The sequence below is a fragment of the Oleidesulfovibrio vietnamensis genome, assembly GCF_055388115.1.
In genome coordinates this window covers 2,754,710-2,781,158 of record NZ_AP042419.1, presented here as the reverse complement: position 1 = coordinate 2,781,158, position 26,449 = coordinate 2,754,710, and the positions used below count along the sequence as shown (strand labels likewise).

Here is a 26,449-nt window from a genome sequence, read left to right as displayed (position 1 = left end):
CCCCGTTTAGGTGAAGCTGTCCTGCGTGCGCACGGCGGCCGGTCCGTTTACAGGAATGCGGATGGTGAAGGTGGTTCCTTCTCCTTCCTGCGAATCCACCGTCAGGGTGCCGCCATGGTTTTTGGTAATGATGAAATATGAGACCGAAAGCCCCAGTCCGGTGCCCTGACCCGCCTGCTTGGTGGTAAAGAACGGCTCGAATATGCGCCTCCGGGTGGCGGCGGACATGCCGGTGCCGTTGTCTTCTATTTCGATGACTGCCCAGTCGTCTTCTCTGCGTGTGCGCAGGTGTATGGTGGGCCTGTACTCTTCCGCGCCCGTTTCTTTCAGTGCCGCTCCCTGCGTGGCCACGGACTGGGCGGCATTGCGCAGCAGGTTGAGCACCACCTGCTCCAGCTCAATGGGGTGACAGATGATGTCTCCCACATCGTCCGCAAACTCGCGGACGATGTGCACCTGCCTGAAGTCGTATTTTTTTTTCAGATCATAGTCGCTGGAAGCCAGCTGTACCGTGCGGTCCAGCGCCGCATGCAGATTGGCTGTGGTGGGGCTGGCATCGCTGCGGCGTGAAAATGTAAGCATATTTGATACTATGTTGGCGGCACGCTGGCCGGATTCCTGTATGCCCTGCAGAAAATCGGGAATTTTTCTTTCGTGCATATAGGCCTGAACGGCCTGCATGGAGCACCCCGCCTTCTGTGCGGCAGCGATATTTGCAGGCAGCGTGTCGGTGATGCGCCTGCGGATATTCTGGGTTCCCTGCAGTATGGCACCCAGCGGGTTGTTGATCTCGTGGGCCATACCCGCTGCAAGCCCGCCCACAGACATCATTTTTTCAGTCTGAATCATCATTTCTTCCAGCTGGATGCGCTGCGTCACATCGTCTATGCGCAGTACGCCGCCTTCGGATTCGCCGGGCAGCGGGGCCAGCTGCACTTCTTCATGCACGGTGCTGCCGTCGGCGTCTTTGCCTGTCAGGTGCAGCTCAAGGGGGGTGCGGGTGTGCAGGGCATGGTGCAGCTGCGGCAGAAACGGTGAAATCTGCGGGGCAATGGCTTCGATGGGCAGCAGGGTTTTGCCGGCGGGTGCGTTGTGCTGCATGCGTTCTGCCGCGCGCCTGTTCATATGGGTGACATGCCCCTGTGTATCCAGAGCCACAACAACGGAAGGCATGGCGTCTATGATGTTCTGGACAAAAAGGTGCGCCCGGGTGAGATCCGCCTCGCGTTCCTCCAGCGCTGCGGACATGTTGTCAAATTCAAGGCGCATTTCCTGAAATTCATCATAGGTTTCCGGGCTGCCGGATCTGCCCGGCCATGCTCCCACAGAAATGTCCTTGATGGTTCTGGTGAATTCTCTGAGCGGGCGCGCAAGCCCGCGCTGCAGCTCGTACAGCAGCGATGCGGCGAGAACTGTATACAGCGCGGCAAACACCGCCACAAAGGCCAGTATGTCGCGCGCGGTGCCCGTGATCACATTCATGGTGGGCATTATGTGCAGAATGACCCACCCTGTGGAAGCGATGCGCATGGCCGAAACCTGCAACAGGCGGCCTTCGGATTCCGTCTTGCCGAAGAATGATCCCGTGTCGCGGGTGGCATGAAAGACCGGCTGCAGACCTATGTTGGCAAAACGCCGCACCATGGCCCAGTCGGGGTGCACCATGGTGTTGCCCCATGCATCTGTCAGTACCAGCAGACTTGATTCTTTGGGAAACAGCTCTGCAAGATGCTTCTGCACGGCCCGCAGGTGCAGCTCGGCCACCAGCATGGAGCCGTCCTGCTGCTTTACGCCCAGATACACCCCCATGTCTCCGGCATCGGTCATGCCCTGCGGCTGGCTGATGACTCCGCCGGCCACAGCAACCGGCAGCAGAGGGACAGCCAGTTCCTGCCCCGGCAGTGCCGGGGGCACACTGGTGGTTATTTTGCGGTTGCCGTCCACCAGCATGACTCTGGTGAACTGCGGGTACAGCCTTTTCAGCATGGTCATGGTGTGCGGCAGTGTGCCGTCGGGTTCGTCCATGGTGTTTTGCAGCGCGGCGTAGGCACCCTGCATATATTCATTGATGTAGTTGGCGATGATTCCGGCGTTGTAGCGGCTGCGCGCTTCGAATTCGCTGATGCGGCTCTGGTAGGAGAATGCGGCCAGAAAAAGCGCGCAGAGCATTCCCAGCACGCACATCCAGCGGATAAGCTTGACAGACATGGTCCGCGAAAGCGAAGGCAGCTGGGTGGTTTTCATCGTACCGGCTCGAATGCGCCGTTGCGCACTGTGGAAATGAAGAACGGCATGTGTGCGTCTCCGTATGCATCCAGCGTGATGGGGCCGCACAGACCATCCAGTTGTCTGATACTTTTCAGGGCTTCACGCAGGCCCGCCGTCCGTCCCTGTGTTTTTTCCAGCCCGCGCTGCAGCAACCGCACGGCGGTATAGGCAAACAGGCCCGGAAAGCTCGGTTCCCAGCCGAACCGCTCGCTGAACCGGCTGATGAAGTTGCGGTGGGCGGGCAGTTCGGCCAGTGTGGGATAAGGATGGCAGAAGAACGTGTCTTCCACTGCGGTACCGCCCTGTGCTATCAGCGCGGGAGTCAGTGCCCATGTGGAGGAGAACTTCGGGCCCGAGAATCCGTTCTGGGCCATCTGGGCCAGCACAAACGCGGTGTCACGCGCAGAAGCCGCCACAAATACGGCCTGCGCGCCGGAATCAGCGGCCGAGGCGGCGGCATCCAGCAGCGAAGAAGGAACGGACGAGGAAAACGGAATGATGTTGACTACCGTGCCTCCCGCCGAGGTGAAGCCTCTGGCCGCAGCGTTGATAAACGTCCGTGAAAAATCTTCATTCACCGTGTCCAGCAGGGCCACGGCCGTCTGCACCCCGCGGGAGGCGGCAAACAGGCCCAGATCACGGGCTGTGGCGTCGTTGTCTGCAATGACACGGAAAAAATTGTCATCCATGCCGGTAAGCTGATACGTGGAGACCGTGGGCGAGACATAGACCACAGACCTGTGTACGGCCATCACGGCCAGCTGCTGGCTGCTGGTCATGTGCCCTATGACGGCGGCCACCCGCTGTCCGGCAAGATGGCTGTCGGCCTCCACCGCGTCTTTTTGCGTGTAACCGTCATGTGCGGTGACAAGGCGCAGCCGCCGCCCGTCAATACCGCCTGCGGCGTTGATGTCTTCGATGGCCAGCTGCGCGGCGTTACGGCCTTCCACGCCGAGGTCGGAGAATTTTCCTTCCAGCGGGCCGGAAAAGCCCACCAGAATGTCACCGGGAGGCGTTGCCAGATACAGGGCTGCCGCCATCAGCAGGCATGCTGCCCCCAGTGTGAGCGCAAACAATGTTCGGCCGCGAGGATATGGCATACTTTTTCCCCCTGTGCTCCGGCACCGGCCGGATGGCTGTGGCTGTATACTTATAGTATCACTTTGATGCACCGCTTTTGCAACCCCTTATAACCGGACAGCCGGAGGGTATATGAGCGATTTTGTACTGGCGCCTGCGGACGCCGACAAAGAATTTCTGCTGCGGACAGCCCGTGGCGCCGTTGCGGACGGACTTGCAGGACGCGAGGCGCATCCCGCAGCTCCCCCGCCGGAATGTTCGGCCGTGCCGCAGATGGAACTGGGGGCTTTTGTCACACTGGAACTGGACGGCGTGCTGCGCGGCTGTATCGGGCAGCTTACGGGCAGCGGTCCGCTGTACGTCACGGTGGCACGCATGGCGCAGGCTGCGGCCTTCGGCGACAGCCGCTTTGCACCGCTCACCGCGGCAGAGGCCGGTCGTGTGACATATTGCGTGTCTGTAATGGGACCGGTGACGCCGTGTCCTGACCCCGCGCTTATAGAAACGGGCAGACACGGGCTGGTTGTCCGCCGGGGGGCGCATGCGGGGCTGCTGCTGCCGCAGGTGGCCGCAGAGCACGGCTGGAACCGCGAAACATTTCTGGAGCATACCTGCCGCAAGGCGGGGCTTGCCCCTGATGCGTGGCGCAGTGCCGGCACACAGATTTTCTGGTTCGAGGCCGTCATCATCCGCTGACGTCTTTGCTGCAGAAGCGCAGGCACTTCAGCAGGGACCTGCGCATCATGTTTTTTTACGGAGCAGACTTATATGTCCAGTGTTCTTCCTGTCTCTCCCGCCGAGGAGAGAAGCGCGGTGGATAACCGCCGCATGCTTGTTTTTCTTGTGGTTCTTGCATTGTGCTCCGCATTTGCCTTTCAGGGCTGGCGTACCCTTTTGAACAACTATGCTGTCGAAACCGCAGGGCTTTCTGGTCTGCAGATGGGGATTGTACAGTCTCTGCGCGAGGTTCCCGGCTTTATGGCGCTGGGTGTGGTTTTTCTGCTTTTGCTGGCGCGCGAACACCGCCTTGCGGCGGTTTCGGTGTGCATCATGGGGGGCGGCGTCATGCTGGCGGGGCAGTTTCCCACATTCGGGGGAGTTGCGGCCACCACCATGTTGATGTCCTTCGGGTTTCATTATTACGAAACCCTTAATCAGTCTCTGACCCTGCAGTATTTCGGCAAAAAAGAAGCCCCTGTCATCATGGGGCGCATACGCGGGTTCACTGCCGGAGCAAACCTGGCTGTGGGCGGCACCATCGCGCTGCTTTCTCTGTGGCTGCCCTACAGCGCCATTTTTGTGGTGGTGGGCGGTGTGGCAGTGTGCGGAGGGGTGTGGGCGCTGCGGCAGAATCCGGCCAGCCCCACGGCGCCCAGACAGAACAAAGGGATCGTTCTGCGTGGCCGGTACTGGCTTTTTTACCTGCTTACCTTTCTGAGCGGGGCGCGCAGGCAGATTTTTGTCGCGTTTGCCGTATTTCTGCTGGTTGACCGTTTCGGTTTCGGTATCGGCGAAATCACGGCGCTGTTTATTGTGAACAACGTGGTCAACTGGTTTCTCAGCCCTGCCATAGGGCGGGCAGTGAACCGGTACGGCGAGCGCGCTGTACTGACTCTGGAATATGCCGCGTTGCTTTTTGTTTTTCTGGGATATGCCGTGGCGTGGAGCAAGTGGCAGGTGGCCGCACTGTATGTGATAGACCACATATTCTATAATTTTGCGCTGGCCATCAGAAGCTATTTTCAGAAAGTGGCCGATCCGGCGGATATCGCGCCCAGCATGGCGGCCAGCTTTACCATCAACCATATAGGTGCGGTCATTCTGCCCGCGCTGGGCGGTTATCTGTGGATGGTCGATTACCGCATACCGTTTCTGGGGGCTGCCGGACTGGCGTTGTGCTCGCTTGTTTTTGTTCAGCTTATTCCGCACAGTATGCGCAAGGCCGGTGTAGCTGCCTGACGGGGCGGCGTCATGCGGCCGGTTTGCAGGCCGGGGGATTCTTGTCTCGAAACCGGCATGGGGCTATTGTTATGCTGCGGTGCGGTTTAATCACAAGGAGTGTGCGATGAACCATATGCGTACTGTCCCGTTGTACCTGCGGGCCGCCTGTATTGCGGTGGCCTGTGTGGCTTTTGCGCTGCTGTTGCACCATGGTGCGGCAGCTGCCCCGCCCGCCACGGGCAAGACCCTGCCGGATAAACCCGCCGCACTGCCGGACAGAAGCGTGCCCGTGGCCGTGGAGCATGACGGTGTGGATACCGCCGGTACCAGACTGGCTTTTGAACTGAAGGAGCTGTTCAACGGTTCGGGCCTGTTCACCCTGACGGACAAGGATGTGCCCAAGTACCGTGTGCTCATTTCATCGGTGGCGGAGTTTCCTTCCCGCCCCGAAGTCGGGTCGGTATATTCCGTCATCTGGGTATATTCAGAAAGTGAAGAAACCCTGCGGCACTATCTTGCCCGTGATGTGGGAGTGGTGACACAGGATACGGCGAAAGCGCTGGCACTGAAGCTTGCCGAGCGCACAGACGGTATCGGCGTGAAGTATTCATATCTGTTCGACCGCTGATGCGGAGGTGACGCATGGACAAGCATCTGCTGGTGGCGGTGAGCGAACACAGGGAATCTTCGGCCGGAGTGCGTTTTGCCTGCAGTCTGTTTAATGGTTCCGCCGGAGTGCGCATGACGCTGCTGCATGTGCTGGGTACGGCAGGACAGGATGCGGCAGCGGCTGCCGCCATGCAGCGCAGAGCTGCGGACATGCTGCACGGTGTGCGTCAATGGGCGGAAGGACAGGGCGTTTTGCCTGCAGATATTGAAACGCTGGTGCTGCCGCGCCGGTACGGCGTGCTGCGCGACATTGTGGATACCGCCCGCAAAGGACTGTACGATGCCGTGGTGGTGGGGGGGCGTTATCTGAGCAGACTGGAACAGATGTATGAAGACAGTGTGAGCCGCGGTCTGCTGTGGGAGTCCGTTGATTTTCCCGTATGGATATGCCACCAGCCGGACGCTTCAAGACGTAACGTGCTGCTGTGTCTGGACGGCGAAGAGCCTTCTTACCGCATTGCGGACCATGCGGGGTTCATGCTGCGCGACTGTGCGGGGCATGCGTTCACTCTGCTGCATTTCAACCGTGCCCGGACCGCTGCGGAAGAAGTGCTGGAACGCGGCCGCATGCTGCTGGAAGAAAACGGTGTGGGCAAAGACCGCATTGAAACGCTGGTCATGGAAAGCTCCGATCATGTGGAGAGCATTTTGAATGTGGCGGACCGGGGGCACTATGCCGTTGTGGCGGCGGGCCGTAACAAACGTCAGCCGGATTCTTTTTTCAACAGGCTGTTCACGCGTTCCGTCACCATGCGGCTGCGTGATAACACCCAGCGGTTTGCCCTGTGGGTGAGCCAGTAGGGGACAGCGTGGACAATAACGGATATCTGACGCACTGCGGGCGGCCTGATACTGAACGGGAACGTCCCGGCGTGCTGCTGGACACCTCGCCCGTGGGGGCTTTTCTGGTGTCGTGTGACGGAGCACTGCTGGAGTGCAACCGGACCTTTGCATCACAGGCCGGGCTGGGTGCCCGGCAGGCTGCAGGACACACGCTGCGCTCTCTGCTGGGCGATGCCGACTGGCCGGTGCACGCAGCCGCGCTTAAACGGTGTGCCGAACATGCCGAGCCCGTGCGTTATGAAGTGCTGCTGCCGCAGGGCTGGAGGGCGTTCGCCCTGTATCCTGTGGCTGCCGCGCTGGGACGCGTGGCCTGTGTGGCCGGATATGCGCTTGATCTGTCAGGTCCGTCTGGGCGCCGTCCGTCCGGCTTTGCACCGGATTCCGCCTTGCATCCCGAGGAGTGTGCAGGGAGCGGTCAGGATGATGAACAGCCCCCTGAACCGGCTCCTGAACTGGCGGCTGCTCCGGCCGGTGTTTTGTCCGGCGGCGCAGTGCGCCGGGCTGATGCTGCCGGACAGCCGGTACATGCGGTGCAGAACTCCGGCGGTGCTGCGGTGGGGTATATTTCGCCCTCGGGGCGGCTGCTGCAGCTCAGCGCTGCCCTGTGCACCATGCTGGGCGGCTCGCACGACCAGTTACGCGGCAGCGATTTTGCGCTGTCGTTTAATGAGAATGACCGCCCCGCAGTGCGCGAGCGTCTGCGGGCCGGGGTGGGTTCCGGCGTGGAAGGAGTGGCTTTCGAGGCGCGTCTGAACGCTCTGCAGGATGAGGACAAATGGTGCCGGGTGCATTGTCTTGGCGTATGTGCCGCAGAAGACAAGCCCCTGTTCGGCATCGTGGTGGCGGAGGATGTTTCGCACATCCGCAGACTGCGGGCCGAAGCAGTGCGTGCCGGACAGCTTGCTTCGCTGGGCGAACTGGCTGCGGGTGTTGCTCATGAAATCAATAACCCCGTGAACGGCATCATCAATTACGCCCAGCTGCTGCTTGATGCAGCGGAATCGCGCAAGGCACAGGCCGAAGCGGGGATAGCCAGAAAAATTATCAAGGAAGGCAGCAGAATAGCAGATATCGCTCATAATCTGCTGTTTTTTGCCCGGGACAGGCGTCAGGAGATGACCCTGCTGCGTCCCGAAGCCGTGCTGCTTGAGTCGCTGGACCTTACCCGTGCCATGATCAGCCGTGACGGCATAACCCTGCAGATTGCCGTAGAGCCTGATCTGCCCATGGTGCGGGGACGCAGCCGTGAATTGCAGCAGGTTTTTCTGAATGTCATCAGCAATGCGCGTTATGCACTTAACAGGCGCTTTGCAACGCCGTGTCCGGAAAAGCACCTTGCCATATCGCTGCGCAGCCGCCGCGGGGGCGAAGGCATGGTGGTGGCGGAATTTGTCGATCAGGGCGGAGGAATTCCCGGGCATCTGCGTGCCAGAGTGCTGGAACCTTTTTTTCCACCAAGCCGGAGCGTGAAGGCACCGGGCTTGGGCTGTCCATCAGCCAGAGTATTATCAGAGCACATGGCGGCCTGCTGGAACTGTACAGCGACGGGCACACGTATACGCGGGTGCAGATCAGCCTGCCCACCCCCACAGGAGCGCAATAATGGCCTTTATTCTGGTGGTTGATGATGAAGAATCCATCTGTTTCACGTTCCGCCTGTTTCTGGAACAGGCGGGATATGACGTGCAGACGGCCTCGTCCTGCGCGGGGGCGCTGACGGTTATTGACGGGCAGACACCCGACCTGATTTTTGCCGACATCATGCTGGGCGGACCCAGCGGCATAGACCTGCTGCGCGAAGTGCGCCACCGCGGGCTGACAATGCCCTTTATTCTCATAACCGGTGAACCCAGCATGGAAACCGCGGTGGAGGCTCTGGCTCTGGGGGCGGACGAGTATCTGTACAAACCGGTGGATAAAGACAAGCTGCTGCTGGCTGCGGAGCGCTGGCTGCGCTACAAGTACGTGGTGGATCAGAAACAGCGGCTGGAACGGGAAAAAGACGAACTGCGCAGACATCTGGAAACGGTGTTCAATGCCGTGCCTGATGCCATTGTGACAGTCTCTTCGGGCTTTACGGTGCTCAGTGTCAATGAAGCCTGCCGGAACATACTGGGCATGGATACGGCAGCCGCAGGCGGACAGCCGTGTGACAAGGCGCTGGGAAGCGCTGCGGCGGAATGCATGCCGCTGCTGCGGGAGGCCGTGCGCGCGGGGCACATTGTACAGCGCGGCGGTGTGGCTGTTCAGCATGACCGTGGCGAGATAATTGTTGATATAAGTGCCGTGCCGCTGGCCTGTGCAGCGGCCGCTACTGAGCACCCCCCCGGGACCGACGCTGCCGGCGGAGTCATGCTTATAGTGCGTGATGTCACCAGACTGACCGGTCTTGAGCGTGCTCTGGCGGCGCAGCATATCCGGCGCAGCATGATCGGGCGCAGCAGCGTGATGCGCGGTGTCTTCCGTCTGGTGGAAAGTCTGGCCGACACGGACACCACCGTGCTTGTCACCGGTGAAAGCGGAACAGGTAAGGAACTGGTGGCCGATGCGCTGCACCATTCCGGTGCGCGGGCGCAGGGACCGTTTGTCAAAGTCAACTGTTCGGCTTTATCCGAAACGCTGCTTGAAAGTGAACTTTTCGGCCACGTGCGCGGGGCGTTCACCGGTGCCACAAAGGACAGAACCGGCCGCATACAGATGGCTCACGGAGGAACTCTTTTTCTGGATGAAATAGGGGATATTTCACCCTCGGTGCAGCTTAAACTGCTTCGGGTGCTGCAGGAAAAAGAAATTGAGAGGGTGGGTGAAGGGCGCCCCGTGAAAGTGGACGTACGCGTGGTGGCCGCAACCAATAAAAGCCTGCGTGCACTTGTGGCCCGCGGCAAGTTCCGCGAAGATTTGTATTACCGGCTGAAAGTGGTCGAGGTGCACCTGCCCGCACTGCGCGAACGGCGCGAAGACATTCCGCTGCTGGCAGAACATTTTATTGAGGAATTCAACGAGCATTTTCACCGGCGTGTGAGCGGGCTGGACAGCAGCGCGCAACAGCTGCTGGTGCAGTATGACTGGCCGGGCAATGTCCGTGAACTGCGGCACGCGGTGGAACATGCGTTCATCATGGCCGGCGGCAATGTCATTCCCGCTGCGGCATTGCCTGCAGAGCTCATGCAAAGCGGCCGTTTTTCGGCACAGAGCGCCGGTACGGGCGCCTTGCGTCATGATGCTCCCGATGCCGCCGCGCAGGGGGCGGAGTGGAAACAGCGTCTTTCGGCAGCGCTTAAGGAAACAGGCGGCAATAAAGCCAAGGCCGCCCGTCTGCTGGGTATTTCGCGCCAGACCATGTACCGCAGACTGCGCGAACTGGGTATGTGATTCCGCAGGGCGCCTGCGGCTGCAGCCGGTTGGCCGGTTGCACGGCCTGCCGGAGCTGGCAAGTCGGACAGCGGGCCTGTCAGATCTGGTAAGTCCGGCAGCTCCGCTGCTGCGGTGAGTACTGGTTTTCAGTTATGGCTGTTTTCCGGTGGCAGATGATATTCTGCCGCCGTTTTTCTGTGCTGGTCCGGCAGACGGAAGGCTGACGGGCCGTATCCGGATGCCCGGGTGCATAGCCTGTCAGATCTGGTAAGTCCGGCAGCTCCGCTGCTGTGGTGAGTACTGGTTTTCAGTTATGGCTGTTTTCCGGCGGCGGATGGTATTATGCCGCCGTTTTTCTGTGCTGGTCCGGCAGACGGAAGGCTGACGGGCCGTATCCGGACGGCATCCGGCTGTTTTTTCCGGTGCTGCCGCGGCGGATATGGTGTCATCGGCCGTGTTTTCGCCGGTGTTTTGCCTGAGAAGCCGGTTGCTGCGGTGGTGCATGTCTGAGGTCTGTGCCGCTTTTTTTTGTGCTGTTTGCGGAACGGGGAGGCCGGCTGCCGTTATCACATTGATTTTATAGTTGGTTGTGTAACCAAAAAAATACTGACTGCAAAAGTAAGTACTTGTATGGGGTGAGTAATCAGTCATTCAGGTAAAATATGTAAAAACATAAGCTTGTCGGAGTATGTTATTTTTTTCACATTGTGCTTGACTGATTTTTCGGGCGGTCGTATAAGGAAGTCAACGTGATTGAGCGCTCAGTTTGAAAGGTGTTCAGTCAGACTTCGCAGAATCAAAGTGAGGATATGCTCATGCGTACAAGAAGAAGAATGAACAGAGACGACCGTCAGCAGATTTACCGTTGGGTTACCCGTGCTGTCATGGGATGTCTTATTCTCGCACTGGCAGCCGGATGTTTCTCTTCCCGTTCTGACAACAGCAAGCTGGTTCACGGCATGCCTGTAGCTGCCATGTCGGCTTTGCAGTCTCCTCAGACAAATTTCTAGCAGTTTAGCCATTGCCGGCCATGGGTTTTTGTACCCGCCAGCCCGCCCGATGTTATCGGGCGGGCTTTTCTTATGCGGGTAAAAAATGGGGTACGGGCGGGTGATATCTGTACGCGGCACAGTGCATGCCTGAGGCGGGTGCGGCGCACGTGCACGCAGGGGTCAGATGTCCGTGCTCAGGGTGGAAAGGTCGCCGGTGGACTGTCCGGTACTTTCGGCGCGCAGCAGGCGTCGCATGATCTTGCCGTTTTTATTTTTCGGCAGGGCGCTGCGGAATTCAACCTCGCGGATGACGGCCACGGGGCCGAGTTCGCGCCGGGCGTGTTCTATGAGGTCCTGATCGGTTTCTCCGGTCATCATCATGGTGGCCACGGGGGGCTGGTCGTCATGCAGCACCACAAATGCTTTGGCCACTTCTCCGCGTATTTCGTCAGGCACGCCCACTACGGCGCATTCTGCCACGGCAGGGTGCGAAGCCAGTGCGGCTTCCAGTTCGGCGGTACCTATGCGGTGCCCCGCTATAAGCATCACATCATCGGCACGGCCCTGTATCCACAGGTAGCCGTCTTCGTCTTTGCGGGCCACGTCGCCGGAAAAATACCAGCCGGGAAAGCGCTCCCAGTACAGCCTGCGATAGGCTTCCGGATCGTTGAAGATGGTGGTCAGCATGGCGGGCCACGGTTTTTTGATGACCAGATATCCGCCTTGTCCGTGCGGTACCGGAGCACCGCTTTCGTCCACCACGTCCACTTCCACCCCCGGCAGCGGGCGTGTGACGGAACCGGGCTTGAGCAGCGATACCGGCAGCGGGGAAATCATGAACATACCCGTTTCTGTCTGCCACCATGTGTCGAGCACAGGGCAGCGGCTGCGGCCGATATGCTTGTGAAACCACGTCCACGCTTCGGGGCTTATGGGTTCGCCCACGGTGCCCAGCAGCCGCAGGGTGCCCAGCGTGTGGCGGTCGGGGTTCTGCCGCCCGAAGCGCATCAGCATGCGTATGAGCGTGGGCACCGTGTACAGCACCGTGACACCCCAGCGCTGAACGACGGACCAGGCCCGGCCGGCTTCGGGGTACAGCGGATGTCCCTCGTAAAGCAGCGTTGTGGTGCCCGCCATGAGCGGCCCGTATACCACGTAGCTGTGTCCGGTGATCCACGCGGGATCGGCCGTGCACCAGAAAATGTCAGTGGGTTTAAGGTCGAACACCCAGTCCAGAGTGCGGTTGACGCCTACCATGTACCCGCCGTGAGCATGTACAATGCCTTTGGGAGCGCCCGTGGTGCCCGATGTGTACAGGATGAACAGCGGGTGAGCGGCATCCAGTGATTCGGTGAATGCTTCATCGGGCTGGTCGCGCACAAAATCGTGGTACCAGACGTCTCTGTCTTCTTTCATGGCGGTTTCCACCAGCACGCGGTGCACCACCACAACTTTTTTCAGCACGGCAGCCGCCGCGCCGGAACATTTGGCCACCGCGGCATCCACGGTGCCTTTCAGCGTTATCACCCTGCCGTTGCGGTAGAACCCGTCTGCGGTGATTATGGCAGCAGGTGTGGCGTCATTAATGCGGTCGCGCAGGCTGCGGGCGGAAAAACCCCCGAAAACAACGGAATGTACCGCGCCGATTTTTGCCGCAGCCAGCATGGCTATGACGGTTTCCGGCAAAGGCGGCATGTGGATGAGCACCCGGTCGCCTTTACCTATGCCCGCGGCCCGCAACGCATTGGCGGCTTTATTCACTTCGCGGTACAGTTCGTAATAGGTAAGCTTGCGTGTGTCTCCGGGTTCGCCTTCCCATATGAGCGCCAGTTTATTTTTGTTTGCGGTTTCTATGTGCCTGTCCAGCGCATTGTAGACAATGTTGCAGCGGGCACCGGCAAACCAGCGGTAGAAGGGAGCTGCGGAATCATCCAGCACGGTATCCCATTTGCGGAACCACGAAAGTTCTTCCGCCGCTTCCTCCCAGAATCCCAGCCAGTCGCTTTCCGCGCGGGCGCGGGCGATGGCCACATCCTGCGGGTTCATGTTCGCCTCTGCCACGATGCGCGGCATGGGCCGGAACACACGTTCTTCGCACAGCAGGGTGTCCAGAGTTCCTGAACCTTCAGGGGCGGTGCATAGCGGTTGTTTGGCGGACATGGTTACAATCCCAGAACCTGTTTGAGTTCGCCGATGCGCCGGCGGCTGATGGGCAGTTCGATCCGTGTGCGGCCTGCGGTGCGCAGCATAAAGCTGGAACCGGGCAGCGAAGCGATTTCCGTGACCATATTCAGATTGACCAGATACTTGCGGTGCACTCTGAAAAAACGGTGCGGTTTGAGTTTGCCTTCAAGAATTTTAAGCCGGTACGAGGTCAGATACTTCTGCTCGGCCGTGTGTACATAGGTATAGTCTTCGTAGGCTTCCACAAAAACTATTTCGTCATAGGGCAGCAGCAGGGTTTTGCCTTCGTAAGTGATGGCCAGTTTTTCTATTTCTACAGGGCGGTAGGTGCTGTTGTAGTCCCATGCCTGTTTCAGCGCATCCAGAAAGCCGTCCTGTTCGTCGTCAGCCAGCGGTACCTGAACTGTTGCATCGTCTTCTGCCGTGGTATCGGTCTGAAGGCCGTGTCCCGCTGCACCGGCGGGTGCGGGCGCGGCTTTTTCGTTCCAGCGGGTTTCCGGGTCGGGCGCCAGCTTGAAGTGGCTGCAGAACTGCCGCAGCCGGGCAATTGTTCTGGAAAAACGCTGCGCCGTACATGGCCAGATGAGGTAGTCGGTGGCATCCAGCTCGAATCCGGCAAAGGCATGGGTTTCGTCGGAAGCAATGAACACCAGTGCCGGACGGTGCCTGCGGCCCATAAGTCGCTGGGCGAATTCCAGCCCCTGCTCCGGCTGCTGCAGGTCTACCCCGCAGAACACCGCACCGTAATGGATGGCGTTCAGCAGTTCCTGCGCCTCGTTTGCACATACCGCTTCGCCCACCACGCGCAGAAAGGGTACCTGCGAAACATGCGCACGCAGGCTGTGCCGGACGGCAGCGTCCGGATGCAGAATGAGCGATGTCAGTCTGGGCATTGATATCCTGACAGAAGAATAAGGTTTTCAAGACTGTACACGGCCTGCCGACTTCTGTGAAGCATAATGGACTGTTTGTGCAGGCAGTCACCTGTCTCGCAGCGGGATGGCGCACAGGGTGCCGGGCCGGTTTTTGTGACATTTGCGCGACATTCGCCCGCCGCCGGGGGTACGTTCTTTTGTTACGGCCTGTCGGGGTGTAAGCTGTACGGCATAACGCAAGGAGGCAGAGCATGCCGATGAAGAAAACCATATTGTTTCTCTGTACGGGCAATTCGTGCCGCAGCCAGATGGCCGAAGGGTGGACCAGAAAGCTGAAAGGCGATGAATTCGAGGTGCGTTCCGCCGGAGTGGAAACTCACGGACTCAATCCGCTGGCGGTGGAGGTCATGGCCGAGGCCGGAGTGGATATTTCCGGCCACCGGTCAAAGCTGGTTTCCGAACTGGATGTGGATACATTCGACTATGTGGTCACTGTCTGCGACCATGCCAGTGAGCACTGTCCGTTTTTTCCTGCCGAAAGCCGCAGAATTCATGCCGGATTTCCGGATCCGCCGGCTCTGGCGCGTACGGCGGCAACGCATGAAGAAGCGCTGGAGCACTACCGCCGGGTGCGCGACGCCATACGTGATTTTGTACAGAGCCTGCCTGCGCCTCTGCTGTAATCCGTGTCCGGAATTCCGGCCGCAGAAGCACGCAGAAAAGCCCCCTTGCGGGGGCTTTTGTTTATTTGCGGGCAAGACGGGGGCGCCGCGGGAGTTACAGTGCGAAAGAGACGGCCACAGGCTCTGCCGCCTGATTGCGGTGTCCGCCGTTGCTGCCGTGGCCCAGACCGTTCATGCGGGATCCGGAGCCGCCGCCGAGGCAGGCCACAAGATTGCTCTCTGCATTGTTCAGCTGTGCGGACTGTGCATTTTTATGCATCATGCCTTTCTGCATGTGTGCGCCTTTGTGCATCATGCCTTTCATGCCTTTCATGCCTTTCATGCCGCAGCCCTGCGCGCCGCCGGTCAGAAACATGCCGTGCCGCAGAGGCAGGCTGATACCCAGCGCCTTTTCCAGCTTGTCATTCATGTCCATGCGGGCAGTATCCAGAGTGGTACGCAGCCCTGCTATGGCGTCGGCCAGCGGAGCAAACATTTCAGGCGAAGCGTTGGGGTTCATACGCAGTGCATCCAGTTCAGCGGAACGTGCCCACAGTTCACTGCGTACCTTGGCCGTGTCGGCGTAGGTTTTTTTCACAATGGCATCGTACTGCTTCTGCTGTTCTTCCGTCAGCATGAGCCGGTGTGCGCCCATGCCGTGGCCCATCATGTGTCCGCCGGTTTCATGGTTCATATGCCCGGGGGCCTGCTGATGCATCTGGTGATTCATAGCGGGTGACTGGGCAGAACCGGTGGTGGTCTGTGCGGCCACGGCGGCACCGGCGGTGCCGAGAGTGAGTACGAGGGCAAAAGCGGTTACGTTGCGGCGAATGGTATTCATGGTGATACTCCTTGATGGTTGCTTAATGTTGGCAGCAATACAGCAACAGGTGTGCCAAATTGTTAATTGCATATAATTATTGAATAATGTTTTTCGTTGCATCGGGCGCGCATCAATTGTGTACAATTTTTATACACCGGACAGAAGAAGAGCCCTGTATAAAAACAAGACACTGTCTTTTTTTTATACACCGGCGGCCCGCGGCACGGCGCCGGTGTCATGCGGCAGGGCTTTCCTGAGGGCGGGGGTCGTAGTATTAGACTTTGAAAGGCAAATACCGTATGAATTCCTGTTCAACGCGGGGCGGCCATGTGTGCCGGTGCCGCGTTTATTGAATCTATCACCCAAGTCCACACAGGAGGCGTGCCGCTTCGCGCGGCCACCGACATATGGCTAAACAGTCAAATATCCGCAATTTCAGCATTATCGCTCATATCGATCATGGCAAGTCCACGCTTGCCGACCGTATTCTGGACGTGACCGGTCTGGTGACCGAGCGTGACAAACGTGACCAGTATCTGGACAGAATGGAACTGGAGCGCGAACGCGGCATCACCATCAAGGCGCAGGCGGTGCGCATTCCGTACAAGGCCGCGGACGGCAGGGAATATGTGCTCAACCTGATCGACACTCCCGGCCACGTGGACTTCAGTTATGAAGTTTCACGCTCGCTTGCGGCGTGCGAAGGTGCGCTGCTTGTGGTTGACGCCACACAGGGGGTAGAAGCACAGACGCTGGCCAACGTTTTTCTGGCCCTTGATCATGATCATGAAATCATTCCGGTGCTGAACAAGATTGATCTGCCCAGTTCGGATATTGCCCGTGTAAAGGCCGAAATCGAAGACGGCATCGGGCTGGACGCAGCGGAAGCCGTAGAGGTGAGCGCCAAGACCGGTCTTAATGTGGACAAGGTGCTGGAAGCCATTGTGGAACGTCTGCCCGCGCCCGAGGGTGACTCCGATGCGCCGCTTCAGGCGCTGATTTTTGACTCGTGGTATGATTCGTATCAGGGCGTCGTGGTTATGTTCCGCGTGATGCACGGCACCATCAGAAAGGGTGACAGCATCCAGATGATGGCCACCGGCAAAAAGTACGAAGTGACGCGGCTGGGGGTGTTTTCTCCCGAAGCAAAAGACGTCGACTGCTTTACCGCCGGTGATGTGGGCTTTTTATGCGCTGCCATCAAGGAACTGGGCGACGCCAAAGTGGGCGATACCGTAACCCATTCGTCCAGACCGGCCGCCACGCCGCTGCCCGGATTCAAAGAAGTCAAGCCCATGGTGTTCTGCGGACTATATCCCACTGATTCCAGCGAATACGAACAGTTGAAGTATGCGCTGGAAAAACTGCAGCTTAACGACGCGGCGTTTTCGTTTGAGGCGGAAACATCGCAGGCGCTGGGGTTCGGGTACCGTTGCGGCTTTCTGGGACTGCTGCATATGGAAATCGTGCAGGAGCGGCTGGAGCGTGAGTTCAATATAGGGCTTATCGCCACGGCTCCTTCTGTCGTCTACAAGGTGCTGACCGTGGACGGCGAGGAAAAATACATAGAAAACCCCGCAGCCCTGCCCGATCCCACCAAAATCGAAGGGCTGTATGAGCCCTATGTGCGGATGGAAATTCACGTGCCCAACGAATTCGTGGGCAACGTATTTAAGCTGTGCGAAGAAAAACGCGGTATCCAGAAGGATATGCGCTACCTTGCGGTCAACCGTGTGATCATCACCTATGAGCTGCCCTTTGCGGAAATCGTGTATGACTTCTTTGACAAGCTGAAGTCGCTTACGCGCGGGTACGCCTCCATGGATTACGAGATCATCGACTACCGCCAGTCAAACCTTGTGAAGCTGGATATGCTGATCAACGGCGACCCCGTTGACGCGCTGGCATGCATTGTTCACAGGGACAAAGCCTATTATCAGGGGCGCGCCATAGCGCTCCGGCTCAAACGTACCATACCCCGTCAGATGTTCGAGGTGGTGGTGCAGGCGGCCATCGGCAACAAGATTATAGCCAGAGAGCGCAACGCCCCCCTGCGCAAGAACGTGACCGCCAAGTGCTACGGCGGTGACATTACCCGTAAAAGAAAACTGCTTGAAAAGCAGAAAGAGGGTAAAAAACGCATGAAGCGCATGGGCAACGTCGAACTGCCGCAGGAGGCCTTTCTTGCCGCGCTGCAGGTGGATGACGAATAGCGGCAGGGCGCCCGGCACAGCAGAAAACGATGCAAAACAAGCACGGCGACTTCTGCGCCGCCGCGCGCATGAGAAAGGAAAAACCCATGTCGGAACCGAGAAAGCATCCCTTTGTGGAATTTCTGGAAGCTATTTCCGTGGCCGTGGTGCTGGCCCTTGTCATACGCACCTTTATTGTGCAGGCCTACACCATCCCTTCAGGCTCCATGCTTGAAACATTGCAGATAGGTGACTACCTGCTGGTGAACAAATTCAGCTACGGTGTGAAGATTCCCTTCACACATGACTATCTGCTGGAGCGTTCCGGCCCGGAACACGGTGATATCATTGTCTTTGAGTTTCCCGACAATCCCGATGTCGATTATATCAAACGTGTCATCGGCGTGCCCGGCGATGTCATAGAAGTGCGTGACAAAGAAGTATACCGCAACGGCCAGCGGCTGGAAGAACCCTATGCCGTGCACGGTGACCCCGGCTACCAGATGCGCCGGGACAACTTCGGCCCTGTGACCGTGCCCGGGGGCAGCTACTTCTGCCTTGGTGACAACCGCGACTTTTCGCAGGATTCGCGCTTCTGGCAGAACACCTTTGTGCGTAAGGAAGCCATCAGAGGCAAGGCGCTGTTCATTTACTGGTCCATGGACGGCTTCACCGACATCCGCTGGGGCCGCATAGGCTCTTTTGTGCATTGACCCCGCCTGCGGGGCGGCTGCCGTACACAGGTTGCAGCCGCCGCAGCCCCGCAGCATATGATACGACAACGCCCCGCCGTCCCGTGTGACGGCGGGGCGTTTCTGCATCTGCCGTACGGCGGTCACGTGGCGGAACACACTGCGACAGTTGCCGGTTATGCGCCTTACTCCGGCCGCAGCGGCAACGTACGGCAGGCTCGATTGCACATGCCGCGCGGGGCTGCAATGCCGTAATCTGCGATGTCCGCGTTTTTCAGACTGGCTGTGCACCGCGGACTGACCGTCCGCTGTTCATGGTGTGCCGTGTGCAAGCGCCCCGCGGGCTGTTCTGTCCTGTTGCGTGCTGCATGAGCGGAAGCAGAGTGCGGCGGCATGAAAAAGCCCCGCCAAAGCGGGGCTGGAAAGGCTGCGGAGTCTGTCATGCGCGTGCGGGGCGGCTGTTCAGCGCACGCCTTTGCGCACCAGATAGCCGCTGTATTTTTTGTCCGTGCCCTTGATATGTCCCGTGAGCCAGTTTTTAAGAAACCGCATGACATCCATGGTCACGGTAACCTTGCCCTGCTGCAGGTCTTTTTCAAAGGCCAGTACATTCTCCACGAACTTGCGGTGTTCCTGTATATGTTCCGCCGTGGCCGGGTAGCCGTGTTTGTGGAAGAGTTTTTCTTCGGTATCGAAATGGTACACGGTATAGTCTTTAAGCCTTCCGACTATGGCTATGAGATGGCTTGCGCTTTTGCGCCGGCGCATGGCTTCGTGCAGTTCGTTGATCAGGTTTACCAGTCCTTTATGCTGTTCGTCGATGGAACTGATTTTGACCGAGAGATCATCCGTCCAGCGGAAAAGCTGCCCTGTGTCCGCCGTGGCCGCACCGGTTACAGTCGAGCCGTTGCCCCGCGCGGCAAGGTCGCGCAGTATGCTGTCCAGCTCTTCCACAAGGCCGGATACCTCCATGAGGGCGTGCGCCGCCGCATTCATGCCGTCTGCTGTTTCCGTGGCCACGCGGGTCACGTCGGAAACGGCGCGGTTTATCTGTTCCGACGCGGCGGATTGTTCTTCCGACGCGGCGGCGATGGACTCCACCTGACCGGCTGTGTCTTCCACAAGATGCACTATTTCTTCCATGAAGCGACCTGATTCACTGGCGGTGCGGGTGCTGTTTTCCAGGTCTGCGGCGGTCTGTTCCACGGCGGTCATGTTTTCGCGTGTGCGTTCCTGAATCAGCAGCACGCTTTCGCTTACTTCCTTGGTGGCGGTCATGGTTTTTTCGGCAAGCTTGCGGACTTCATCGGCCACCACGGCAAAGCCGCGGCCTGCATCGCCGGCGCGTGCAGCTTCGATGGCTGCGTTCAGCGCCAGCAGGTTGGTCTGGTCGGCAATATCGTTGATGGTGGTGATAATGGTGCCGATGCTTCTGGCCTGTTCGCCCAGCTGCCCCATGGTTTCCTTGAGATGCAGAAAACGCTTTTCGATGATTGTTATGGATTCCACCGCGCTGTGCACACCCTTTGCGCCTGTCTGGGCGTTTTCTTTGGAACGCGCGGCGCTGCCGGCTGCATCGGCGGCATTGCGGGCCACTTCGTACACGGTGCCGTTCATTTCTTCCATGGCGGTGGCTGTTTCCATCATGCGGTCGCGCTGGATGTCCACGTTGGCGTTCACCTGCTCGATGCGTGCGGAAAGCTCTTCCACTGCCGCGTATACTTTTTCGGAAAAGCCTCTGGCATTGGTGCTGGCATTGTTTACCGCGGCAAGCAGTTCCTGCGCCTGTGCCTGATGTGCATGGGCTTCTTTCAGAGCTTTTTGCGCCTGCTGTGCGCTGGCGTCCGCTTCCTGATGATTTTTGCGGGCTTCCAGCATGGTGGCCTTCAGGCTTTCCACCATGGTGGTCATGTCGTGCTTCAGGTCGGCCAGTTCGCATACATATTGCCCCTGCGCCTGCGCGTCCAGATTGCCGCCTGCTATGTCGCGCGCGTAGGCCCGCAGCCTGTCCAGCGGCGCCAGCAGTGAACGCATGCAGGCATACAGAGTGACAAGCACCAGCAGAACAATGGCGGCAGACCCTGCCGTCTGCACGGCTGTGAGCGTAGATGTGCGCTGTTCTGCCTCCTGCTGCAAAGCCAGCACCACGTCGTTCAGAGTGGCACGCAGGCGCGGCGTTATCTGCAGCAGGTCCGGTACTGCACGGCTGTCGCCTTTCAGTGCGCGCTCCACCAGTTTTTTATGCTGCGACCACAGCGTGTCGGTTCTGTGCAGCAATGCCAGCGTGGCGGCGGAAGGCTGCCCCAGCGTTACCGAAGGGCCGGAAGGTTCCAGAGAAAGGGGCGCCTGCCCCCTGCCCGAAAGAGCATTGTGCGTGGTTTCAAAAGCGCTGACGGCCCGGCGGAGCAGCTTTTCGGAGGCGGTATCGTCAGTGCCGGACTGTGCGCTGTGTATCAGCGCCACGGCCCGTCCGGTAATCAGTTCGGCCAGCATGCGCTGCCGTCCTGCAAGGTTTATGGAAACACTGTCTGACCGCTGGCCGGCTATCACATACAGATTGGCCGCGTACATGACGGCGGTAAGTGCCAGCACGCCGGCAAGCGATGCTATGAATCTGGTTCGTATGGTCATGGTATCCTCGCGCAGAAGGGCAAGGGAGAGTGTGTTCGGCGAACTGTGGAACGAAGCGGCATTCCTCCCCCCGGAACGGTCTGCCTTGTTATATTATGAGAAGGTTTCTTGATTAGCACCGAAGCCCGCAAACCGCAACAATCCGGTAGGCGACAGGCAGGCGGAACCTATGTTTTAAGTCTTATTTTACGGTATGTTCTGTTCGCATGACGCGGTGGCGCAACCGATAGTGACGTATGTTGCGGCAAAAAGCTGCAATGTTACGGCGCATTGCGCATGGCGCAAAAAAAAAGTGCCGCCGGCGGTTGACGGACTGCCGTCGGGCGTGACCGGCAGGGCGGACAGTCCCGAGGCAGACGCGGACGGGCGGTTGGTTTTCTGCCGCTGAGTTGCGGACCGGACGCTGAAAAACTGCTGACCGGCTGCTGTCGGGCCTGCCTCATAAAGCCGGAATGTCATGCTGCGGGCAGGGCAGACGGATAACAGGCAGTTTTTTTATATTGCATGTATCCCGATGCGGGCTGTTGACGGAACCCCCGCTGCGACTTATCAACGGGTACGGGCGTGATCCGGCCAGTACGGCGGGACACCACATCGTACAGGTTCAGCCATGAAGTTACCACCGCAATACAGAGCATGCACCGGCGCCGTGCTGCTGATGCTGTACCTGCTGCCAGTGGCGGCGGGTGCCTCTTTTGTTGCGTTCCGCGGGCCTGATGCTTCTTCCGGTCCGGCGGTTCTGGCTTCGGCGTTTATGGATCATGCGGCCGGTATTACGGCCGTGAAGCCCCGGACAGACATCAGAGCGGCAGCGGAACTCTCCTGCGTCGCGCTGGTTTGCTCATTGGCCGGCGCGGTGCCCCCGTACGGATTTGTATCTGCCGTACCGGCACCTGCCCGTGTCCTTTCTTCCTCTGCTTTTTCCTCTCTTTTCCGGCCCAGAGCGCCTCCGGCATTTTCTGTGTGATTCAGACACTGAGAATGCGTCTCCGGCCGTGACGGGCGGAGAATTTTTTCCTGACGGAAGATAACGGAGGCATTATGCTGCAGAATGACAAAGCGTCTTCTGAAGCCGCTCCGGAGTCCGGTCCCCTTCCTGTGCCCGATTATTCGCCCCGCAGTTACTCCGCGGGCGAACTGCTGCGCATGGGTCTCAGACTGGCGGCGGCCGCAGGCGTCTTTTTCCTTATCATTTGGCTTTGTGAACGATAATGCGTTAGCCTGCCGGTAAAGGCAGGATGCCGCGGCCCGGACGGGTAACCTTCCGGGCCTTTTATGTCTTTCTTTTGCTGCTTACCGCCCGTACGGGCATAACTGATACGGAGAACACGGATGAAGGGTACCGGACCACGGGTATGGCTGACGGAATATGCGCTTACGGTGGCGGCAGGAGTGCTGTATGCCATCGCGCTGAAATATTTTGTACTGCCTTCCAGAGTCATTCTGACAGGCACGGAGGGAATCGCCTCTGCTCTTTCATACTATTTTGAAAGTTATCAGCTATTTATCATTCTGTATCTTGTTTTTCAGGCCATGCTGCTGCTGTTCGCCTTTGTGCGGGTAAGCCGGATTTTTGCCACCCGTTCTTTGCTGGTGGTGGGCACCGTGGTGCTGGGGCTTGCTTATCTGCCGGAACTTACCTTTGCCCAGCCGGAGCCGCAGAACGAGCGGATTATTCTGGTGCTGTTCGGCGGCCTGCTGGCTGGGGTGGCCAAGGCCATAGCTTTTCGCAACCGTGGTTCCACCGGCGACGAAGATATTCCCGGTGCCTATTTCGCCATGAAGTTTCTTAAGCCTGTCGGTTCGGTCTCTGTGGTGGCGGCGGTTGTTTCCACCTCGTTCGGCATGCTTATGGACCTGCTGAAAACAGGCGACTTTGAAACCGCGGTGAATACGTTGATGTACACCTGCATTTATATTTTTGCTTCCACCCAGACGCTGAATACGCTGTACCGCAAGTTCAAGATAACCATGGCAGTGGTGCTTACACAACGTTATGAAGCTGTGACGCAGGCCATCAGCGCGGCGTTCAGCCATCGCACCTATACCGTGCAGCAGGGCATAGGCGGCCGCAGCGGCGAAGTATTCTGGATGGTACGCTCCATCATCACTTACGAAGAACTGCCGCAGCTGGTTGAGGTCATCGAACAGGCAGACCCCGGCTGCTTCTATTACCACCACGATCTGGAAGGCATTTCGAGAGGATACTACATCGCGCCCATCGGCTGAAGCAGGGCATGCCGGGCCATGACAAAAACACCTTGTGCGGCACAACACCGCAGTTGTTGTCCGCCATAGTTTGGTGTACGTATGAATATCCATATGTTACAGCATTTTGTGTTTTGCGCGAGGGGTAGAAAAAAGTATGCTTGCCGGAATAGCCAGCGCCGCCCTGCTGGGTGTGGACGCTTTCAGGGTGGATATCGAGATTGATCTTGCCAGACAGGGTATGCCGTCTTTTTCCATGGTGGGGCTGGCGGAAGGTGCTGTGCGCGAGGCAAAGGAACGTGTTTTTGCCGCGCTGCGCAATACCGGCCACAAGCTGCCTCCTTCGCGCATAACGGTTAATCTGGCGCCGGCGTCATTGCGCAAAGGCGGCAGCGGATATGACCTGCCGCTGGCACTGGGCATGCTGGTGGCAGCCGGTGTGCTGCCACAGCAGCGTCTGGACGGGTTGTTTGTGGCAGGTGAACTTTCGCTGACGGGTGAAATAAAACCGGTTACGGGCATTCTGCCGCTGACGCTGCTTGCACGGGATTCCGGAGCGCGCGGTGTTATCGTGCCGCGGGCCAATGCAGCGGAAGCCGCCGTGGTGGAAGGGCTGGAAGTATGGGGCATGGAGACTCTGGGCGAGGCTGTGGAGTTTGCGGCGGGGCGGTCCGAGGCGCAGCCCGAACCGTGTTCGGCGTCTGACCTGTGGCGGCGCGGGGACAGCTGGCATGTGGATTTTGCCGAGGTGAAAGGGCAGGAGCACGCCAAAAGAGCCATCGAAATTGCTGCCGCCGGTGCGCACAATATGCTGATGATCGGCCCTCCCGGCAGTGGCAAGACCATGCTCGCGCAGCGTATTCCCACGGTTCTGCCACCGCTTTCGTTTACCGAGGCGCTGGAGGTGACCAAGATTTATTCCGTGGCGGGACAGCTGGGGGCTGAAACCGCGCTGGTAACGCAGCGGCCGTTCCGCACCCCGCATCATACCATATCAGACCCCGGACTGGTGGGTGGCGGTACGCATCCGCGTCCGGGCGAAGTTTCCATGGCACACAGGGGCGTGCTGTTTCTGGACGAGTTGCCGGAGTTTCGTAAAAGTGTGCTGGAGGTTATGCGTCAGCCGCTGGAAGACGGCACGGTAACCATCTCACGCGCGGCCCTGTCGTTAAGCTATCCCGCGGATTTTATGCTGGTGGCGGCCATGAACCCCTGTCCTTGCGGGTATCTTTCCGATGATCGCCATGTGTGCCATTGCACGGCGGCTCAGATACAGCGCTATCGTTCGCGTCTTTCAGGGCCTTTGCTTGACCGGATTGATCTGCATGTGGAAGTGCCTGCCGTGCAGTACGATGACCTGCGCCATACCGGCAGGGGGGATTCTTCTGCTGCCATGCGCGAGCGCATTCTGCAGGCCCGTGAACGGCAGGACAAACGGTATCAGGGCACACCGTGTGTGACCAATGCCGACCTTTCCGGCCGGTGGCTGGAAGAATACTGCCGGCTGGGCTCTGCAGAGCATGTCTTTCTGGAAAAAGCGGTCAGCGCGCTGGCTCTTTCCGCCCGCGCCTATACCCGCATTCTGCGCATTGCGCGCACCATCGCAGACCTTGCCGGGCACGATGCCATAACCTGTGCCGGACTGGCCGAAGCCGTCAATTGCCGGACTCTGGACAGACAGCGTCTGTAACCGGTCATCATTCAGAGACAGGCTGTTATGCAGGCAGGGTCTGTGCGGGGCAGCAAGAAAAAGCACCCGCCGGAAACCGGAGTGGCATGTGTCAGACGGTTGCGGCGTCTGCGGGCCAGATGCCCAGCCCCAGCGCTTTGTCATGCCGCTGCAGTTCAGCCAGCGTTGCATCGGGCGGCATGTTGAAAATGGCGTATGTATGCTTCAGGTACAGGCCTGTGGCTGCCGCGGCTTCTTTTTGTCCGTTTTTCAGCTGGGTGAGAAACAGCTGGTAGTAAGACGGTGCCGAAGGCTGCACGCGTATGAGCGTGCAGGCTGTGGCAAGAGCGGCTTCGGGTCTGCCCGCCGCAAGCAGTGCCAGCGTGGCGGCATGCAGATATTCAGGTACCTGTCCGTAGCGCTCTTCGGCCAGAATGACGTACAGCAGCGCACCGGCCGCATCACCGCGGGTCAGGCTGTCTCTGATGTGTTCGACAATTTCATACAGCTTCATGCCGTTAACCTGCCGCAGGGTGATGTGCTGCGTTGCGGAAGTCTGCGGTCCTTTGACCGCGGCATGTACCAGAGGGGCACGCCGCAGTGCCGTGTAGTCCTTTGCGCCGTCTTCGGCTGCCTGTTCATAAAATTCCTGCAGGCTGCGGCTGCTGCTGAGGGCAAAATTATCCGCCCTTCCTTTGTTCATTTTTTCTTCATAATCCTGCTGTGATTTATAGTGGTAGTGGTTCAGCTGCGCAGTGCCGGCGGTGAAAGGGGCCAGCGCGTTAGTGACGGGCATGCGGTTTTCGTCCACGCAGTGGCTGCCCGCGCAGAAGCGGAAGCAGTGCGGGTCGCGGACATCGGTTGTGCGGTCGGGCCGTACGATGCATTTGACATGCAGCCTTTTCTGTTCATCCCGCAGTGTCTGGGTATAATTTTCGATGACCAGCCCGTGCGGCCGCACGATGTGCCCGCCGGACCCGAAAGGAACCCAGTGCAGGGCCACGGCGGCATAGTCGTTGTATTCTGCCAGAAACAGCCGGACATCCTGATGGGCTTTCAGTACCAGAAATTCGTCGAGATCAAAGAACGCCAGCCAGCGGAAGCGGGCACCGTGCTGCTGCAGGCATTGCCTGTAGCTGGGAATCTGCATGCTTCTGCCGGCAACCTCATGCACGGTGACCAGCCCTGATTCGATATGGTGCCGCAGCGTGTCGCGCAACGGACGGGCACTTTCATTATCAAACAATATGAAATGCTCGAATCCGAGCAGCCGGTGATAGTGCAGCCACTCTTCCAGATACAGGTCTTCGTCTTTGACTATGGCGCATAATCCGGCTTGGTAGTCTGGCATGGACGGCTCCGCGGG

20 protein-coding genes and 1 pseudogene are annotated in these 26,449 nt (G+C 58.9%); 14 read left to right on the top strand and 7 right to left on the bottom strand.

What is annotated here, in order from left to right:
* Positions 1-6 precede the first annotated feature (6 nt).
* Together ACZ5D1_RS12495 and ACZ5D1_RS12490 are read right to left on the bottom strand one after the other, a co-directional pair.
* Positions 7-2,244 carry a sensor histidine kinase gene (locus ACZ5D1_RS12495; RefSeq protein WP_011368632.1) on the bottom strand — a complete coding sequence of 746 codons (2,238 nt, stop codon included), beginning with the start codon at positions 2,242-2,244 and terminating at the stop codon, positions 7-9.
* Positions 2,241-3,368: an ABC transporter substrate-binding protein gene (locus ACZ5D1_RS12490; protein WP_011368631.1), complete on the bottom strand. Its 1,128-nt coding sequence runs from the start codon at positions 3,366-3,368 to the stop codon at positions 2,241-2,243. The genes ACZ5D1_RS12495 and ACZ5D1_RS12490 overlap by 4 nt, the downstream gene beginning before the upstream one ends.
* Positions 3,369-3,480: 112 nt before the next feature.
* Between ACZ5D1_RS12490 and amrA the strand changes: the two genes are divergently transcribed.
* From amrA to ACZ5D1_RS12450, 8 genes and pseudogenes are all read left to right on the top strand, one after another.
* Positions 3,481-4,044, top strand: coding sequence for an AmmeMemoRadiSam system protein A (gene amrA / locus ACZ5D1_RS12485; RefSeq protein WP_011368630.1), 564 nt, complete (start codon positions 3,481-3,483; stop codon positions 4,042-4,044).
* A gap of 72 nt (positions 4,045-4,116) precedes the next feature.
* Positions 4,117-5,307, top strand: a complete 1,191-nt coding sequence (locus tag ACZ5D1_RS12480) for an MFS transporter (protein WP_011368629.1) — start codon at positions 4,117-4,119, stop codon at positions 5,305-5,307.
* 106 nt (positions 5,308-5,413) lie between these two features.
* Complete coding sequence (locus ACZ5D1_RS12475) at positions 5,414-5,917, top strand: hypothetical protein (RefSeq protein WP_011368628.1); 504 nt, start codon at positions 5,414-5,416, stop codon at positions 5,915-5,917.
* Between the two features lie 14 nt (positions 5,918-5,931).
* The gene (locus tag ACZ5D1_RS12470; protein ID WP_011368627.1) at positions 5,932-6,759 is read left to right on the top strand and encodes a universal stress protein; all 828 of its coding nucleotides are present in this window, start codon (positions 5,932-5,934) and stop codon (positions 6,757-6,759) included.
* Positions 6,744-8,348 (top strand): annotated as a pseudogene (locus ACZ5D1_RS12465) (PAS domain-containing protein); the annotation flags it as partial. The gene ACZ5D1_RS12470 and the pseudogene ACZ5D1_RS12465, both read left to right, overlap by 16 nt.
* Positions 8,306-8,404, top strand: coding sequence for a hypothetical protein (locus tag ACZ5D1_RS12460; RefSeq protein WP_464556552.1), 99 nt, complete (start codon positions 8,306-8,308; stop codon positions 8,402-8,404). The pseudogene ACZ5D1_RS12465 and the gene ACZ5D1_RS12460, both read left to right, overlap by 43 nt.
* Positions 8,404-10,173, top strand: a complete 1,770-nt coding sequence (locus tag ACZ5D1_RS12455) for a sigma-54-dependent Fis family transcriptional regulator (RefSeq protein ID WP_027182467.1) — start codon at positions 8,404-8,406, stop codon at positions 10,171-10,173. The genes ACZ5D1_RS12460 and ACZ5D1_RS12455 overlap by 1 nt, the downstream gene beginning before the upstream one ends.
* Positions 10,174-10,970: 797 nt before the next feature.
* Positions 10,971-11,165, top strand: coding sequence for a hypothetical protein (locus ACZ5D1_RS12450; protein WP_011368624.1), 195 nt, complete (start codon positions 10,971-10,973; stop codon positions 11,163-11,165).
* A gap of 162 nt (positions 11,166-11,327) precedes the next feature.
* Here the strand turns inward: ACZ5D1_RS12450 and acs are convergent, their stop codons facing one another.
* On the bottom strand, positions 11,328-13,307 hold the full coding sequence (acs, locus tag ACZ5D1_RS12445) for an acetate--CoA ligase (protein WP_455696856.1): 1,980 nt from the start codon (positions 13,305-13,307) through the stop codon (positions 11,328-11,330).
* 2 nt (positions 13,308-13,309) lie between these two features.
* On the bottom strand, positions 13,310-14,224 hold the full coding sequence (locus ACZ5D1_RS12440) for a LytR/AlgR family response regulator transcription factor (RefSeq protein ID WP_464555024.1): 915 nt from the start codon (positions 14,222-14,224) through the stop codon (positions 13,310-13,312).
* A 233-nt stretch (positions 14,225-14,457) separates the two neighbouring features.
* Here ACZ5D1_RS12440 and ACZ5D1_RS12435 point away from each other — a divergent pair, with 233 nt between their 5' ends.
* Positions 14,458-14,889, top strand: a complete 432-nt coding sequence (locus ACZ5D1_RS12435; RefSeq protein ID WP_011368621.1) for an arsenate reductase ArsC — start codon at positions 14,458-14,460, stop codon at positions 14,887-14,889.
* Between the two features lie 94 nt (positions 14,890-14,983).
* Here the strand turns inward: ACZ5D1_RS12435 and ACZ5D1_RS12430 are convergent, their stop codons facing one another.
* Positions 14,984-15,709 carry a Spy/CpxP family protein refolding chaperone gene (locus ACZ5D1_RS12430; RefSeq protein WP_464555023.1) on the bottom strand — a complete coding sequence of 242 codons (726 nt, stop codon included), beginning with the start codon at positions 15,707-15,709 and terminating at the stop codon, positions 14,984-14,986.
* A 389-nt stretch (positions 15,710-16,098) separates the two neighbouring features.
* Here ACZ5D1_RS12430 and lepA point away from each other — a divergent pair, with 389 nt between their 5' ends.
* Both lepA and lepB read left to right on the top strand, forming a co-directional pair.
* Positions 16,099-17,904 (top strand): translation elongation factor 4, encoded by a 1,806-nt coding sequence (gene lepA, locus ACZ5D1_RS12425; RefSeq protein WP_011368619.1) that lies wholly within the window; start codon positions 16,099-16,101, stop codon positions 17,902-17,904.
* 86 nt (positions 17,905-17,990) lie between these two features.
* Positions 17,991-18,596: a signal peptidase I gene (gene lepB / locus ACZ5D1_RS12420; protein WP_027182471.1), complete on the top strand. Its 606-nt coding sequence runs from the start codon at positions 17,991-17,993 to the stop codon at positions 18,594-18,596.
* Between the two features lie 441 nt (positions 18,597-19,037).
* On the opposite strand, the gene ACZ5D1_RS12415 is transcribed toward lepB, so the two are convergent.
* Positions 19,038-21,206 (bottom strand): bacteriohemerythrin, encoded by a 2,169-nt coding sequence (locus tag ACZ5D1_RS12415; RefSeq protein ID WP_464555021.1) that lies wholly within the window; start codon positions 21,204-21,206, stop codon positions 19,038-19,040.
* 1,041 nt (positions 21,207-22,247) lie between these two features.
* Here ACZ5D1_RS12415 and ACZ5D1_RS12410 point away from each other — a divergent pair.
* The 3 genes from ACZ5D1_RS12410 (at position 22,248) to ACZ5D1_RS12400 (ending at position 25,104) form a co-directional block, all read left to right on the top strand.
* A complete protein-coding gene (locus ACZ5D1_RS12410; protein WP_155891409.1) occupies positions 22,248-22,418 on the top strand; it encodes a hypothetical protein in 171 nt (56 codons plus the stop codon).
* A gap of 120 nt (positions 22,419-22,538) precedes the next feature.
* The gene (locus ACZ5D1_RS12405) at positions 22,539-23,435 is read left to right on the top strand and encodes a YitT family protein (protein ID WP_011368614.1); all 897 of its coding nucleotides are present in this window, start codon (positions 22,539-22,541) and stop codon (positions 23,433-23,435) included.
* A gap of 136 nt (positions 23,436-23,571) precedes the next feature.
* A complete protein-coding gene (locus tag ACZ5D1_RS12400) occupies positions 23,572-25,104 on the top strand; it encodes a YifB family Mg chelatase-like AAA ATPase (RefSeq protein WP_464555020.1) in 1,533 nt (510 codons plus the stop codon).
* 91 nt (positions 25,105-25,195) lie between these two features.
* Here ACZ5D1_RS12400 and ACZ5D1_RS12395 read toward each other — a convergent pair whose 3' ends face one another.
* Complete coding sequence (locus ACZ5D1_RS12395) at positions 25,196-26,434, bottom strand: glycosyltransferase family 92 protein (RefSeq protein ID WP_455696859.1); 1,239 nt, start codon at positions 26,432-26,434, stop codon at positions 25,196-25,198.
* Positions 26,435-26,449: the final 15 nt, after the last annotated feature.

What these genes read in the sequence shown, in the direction of transcription:
- ACZ5D1_RS12475 (WP_011368628.1), top strand. Translation starts at nt 5,414, where the DNA reads ATGAACCATATGCGTACTGTCCCGTTGTACCTGCGGGCCGCCTGTATT.
- ACZ5D1_RS12495 (WP_011368632.1), bottom strand. Translation starts at nt 2,244, where the DNA reads ATGAAAACCACCCAGCTGCCTTCGCTTTCGCGGACCATGTCTGTCAAG.
- ACZ5D1_RS12455 (WP_027182467.1), top strand. Translation starts at nt 8,404, where the DNA reads ATGGCCTTTATTCTGGTGGTTGATGATGAAGAATCCATCTGTTTCACG.
- ACZ5D1_RS12490 (WP_011368631.1), bottom strand. Translation starts at nt 3,368, where the DNA reads ATGCCATATCCTCGCGGCCGAACATTGTTTGCGCTCACACTGGGGGCA.
- lepA (WP_011368619.1), top strand. Translation starts at nt 16,099, where the DNA reads ATGGCTAAACAGTCAAATATCCGCAATTTCAGCATTATCGCTCATATC.
- ACZ5D1_RS12480 (WP_011368629.1), top strand. Translation starts at nt 4,117, where the DNA reads ATGTCCAGTGTTCTTCCTGTCTCTCCCGCCGAGGAGAGAAGCGCGGTG.
- ACZ5D1_RS12415 (WP_464555021.1), bottom strand. Translation starts at nt 21,206, where the DNA reads ATGACCATACGAACCAGATTCATAGCATCGCTTGCCGGCGTGCTGGCA.
- acs (WP_455696856.1), bottom strand. Translation starts at nt 13,307, where the DNA reads ATGTCCGCCAAACAACCGCTATGCACCGCCCCTGAAGGTTCAGGAACT.
- ACZ5D1_RS12405 (WP_011368614.1), top strand. Translation starts at nt 22,539, where the DNA reads ATGAAGGGTACCGGACCACGGGTATGGCTGACGGAATATGCGCTTACG.
- ACZ5D1_RS12440 (WP_464555024.1), bottom strand. Translation starts at nt 14,224, where the DNA reads ATGCCCAGACTGACATCGCTCATTCTGCATCCGGACGCTGCCGTCCGG.
- ACZ5D1_RS12400 (WP_464555020.1), top strand. Translation starts at nt 23,572, where the DNA reads ATGCTTGCCGGAATAGCCAGCGCCGCCCTGCTGGGTGTGGACGCTTTC.
- ACZ5D1_RS12430 (WP_464555023.1), bottom strand. Translation starts at nt 15,709, where the DNA reads ATGAATACCATTCGCCGCAACGTAACCGCTTTTGCCCTCGTACTCACT.
- ACZ5D1_RS12435 (WP_011368621.1), top strand. Translation starts at nt 14,458, where the DNA reads ATGCCGATGAAGAAAACCATATTGTTTCTCTGTACGGGCAATTCGTGC.
- amrA (WP_011368630.1), top strand. Translation starts at nt 3,481, where the DNA reads ATGAGCGATTTTGTACTGGCGCCTGCGGACGCCGACAAAGAATTTCTG.
- lepB (WP_027182471.1), top strand. Translation starts at nt 17,991, where the DNA reads ATGTCGGAACCGAGAAAGCATCCCTTTGTGGAATTTCTGGAAGCTATT.
- ACZ5D1_RS12450 (WP_011368624.1), top strand. Translation starts at nt 10,971, where the DNA reads ATGCGTACAAGAAGAAGAATGAACAGAGACGACCGTCAGCAGATTTAC.
- ACZ5D1_RS12470 (WP_011368627.1), top strand. Translation starts at nt 5,932, where the DNA reads ATGGACAAGCATCTGCTGGTGGCGGTGAGCGAACACAGGGAATCTTCG.
- ACZ5D1_RS12395 (WP_455696859.1), bottom strand. Translation starts at nt 26,434, where the DNA reads ATGCCAGACTACCAAGCCGGATTATGCGCCATAGTCAAAGACGAAGAC.
- ACZ5D1_RS12410 (WP_155891409.1), top strand. Translation starts at nt 22,248, where the DNA reads ATGCTGCAGAATGACAAAGCGTCTTCTGAAGCCGCTCCGGAGTCCGGT.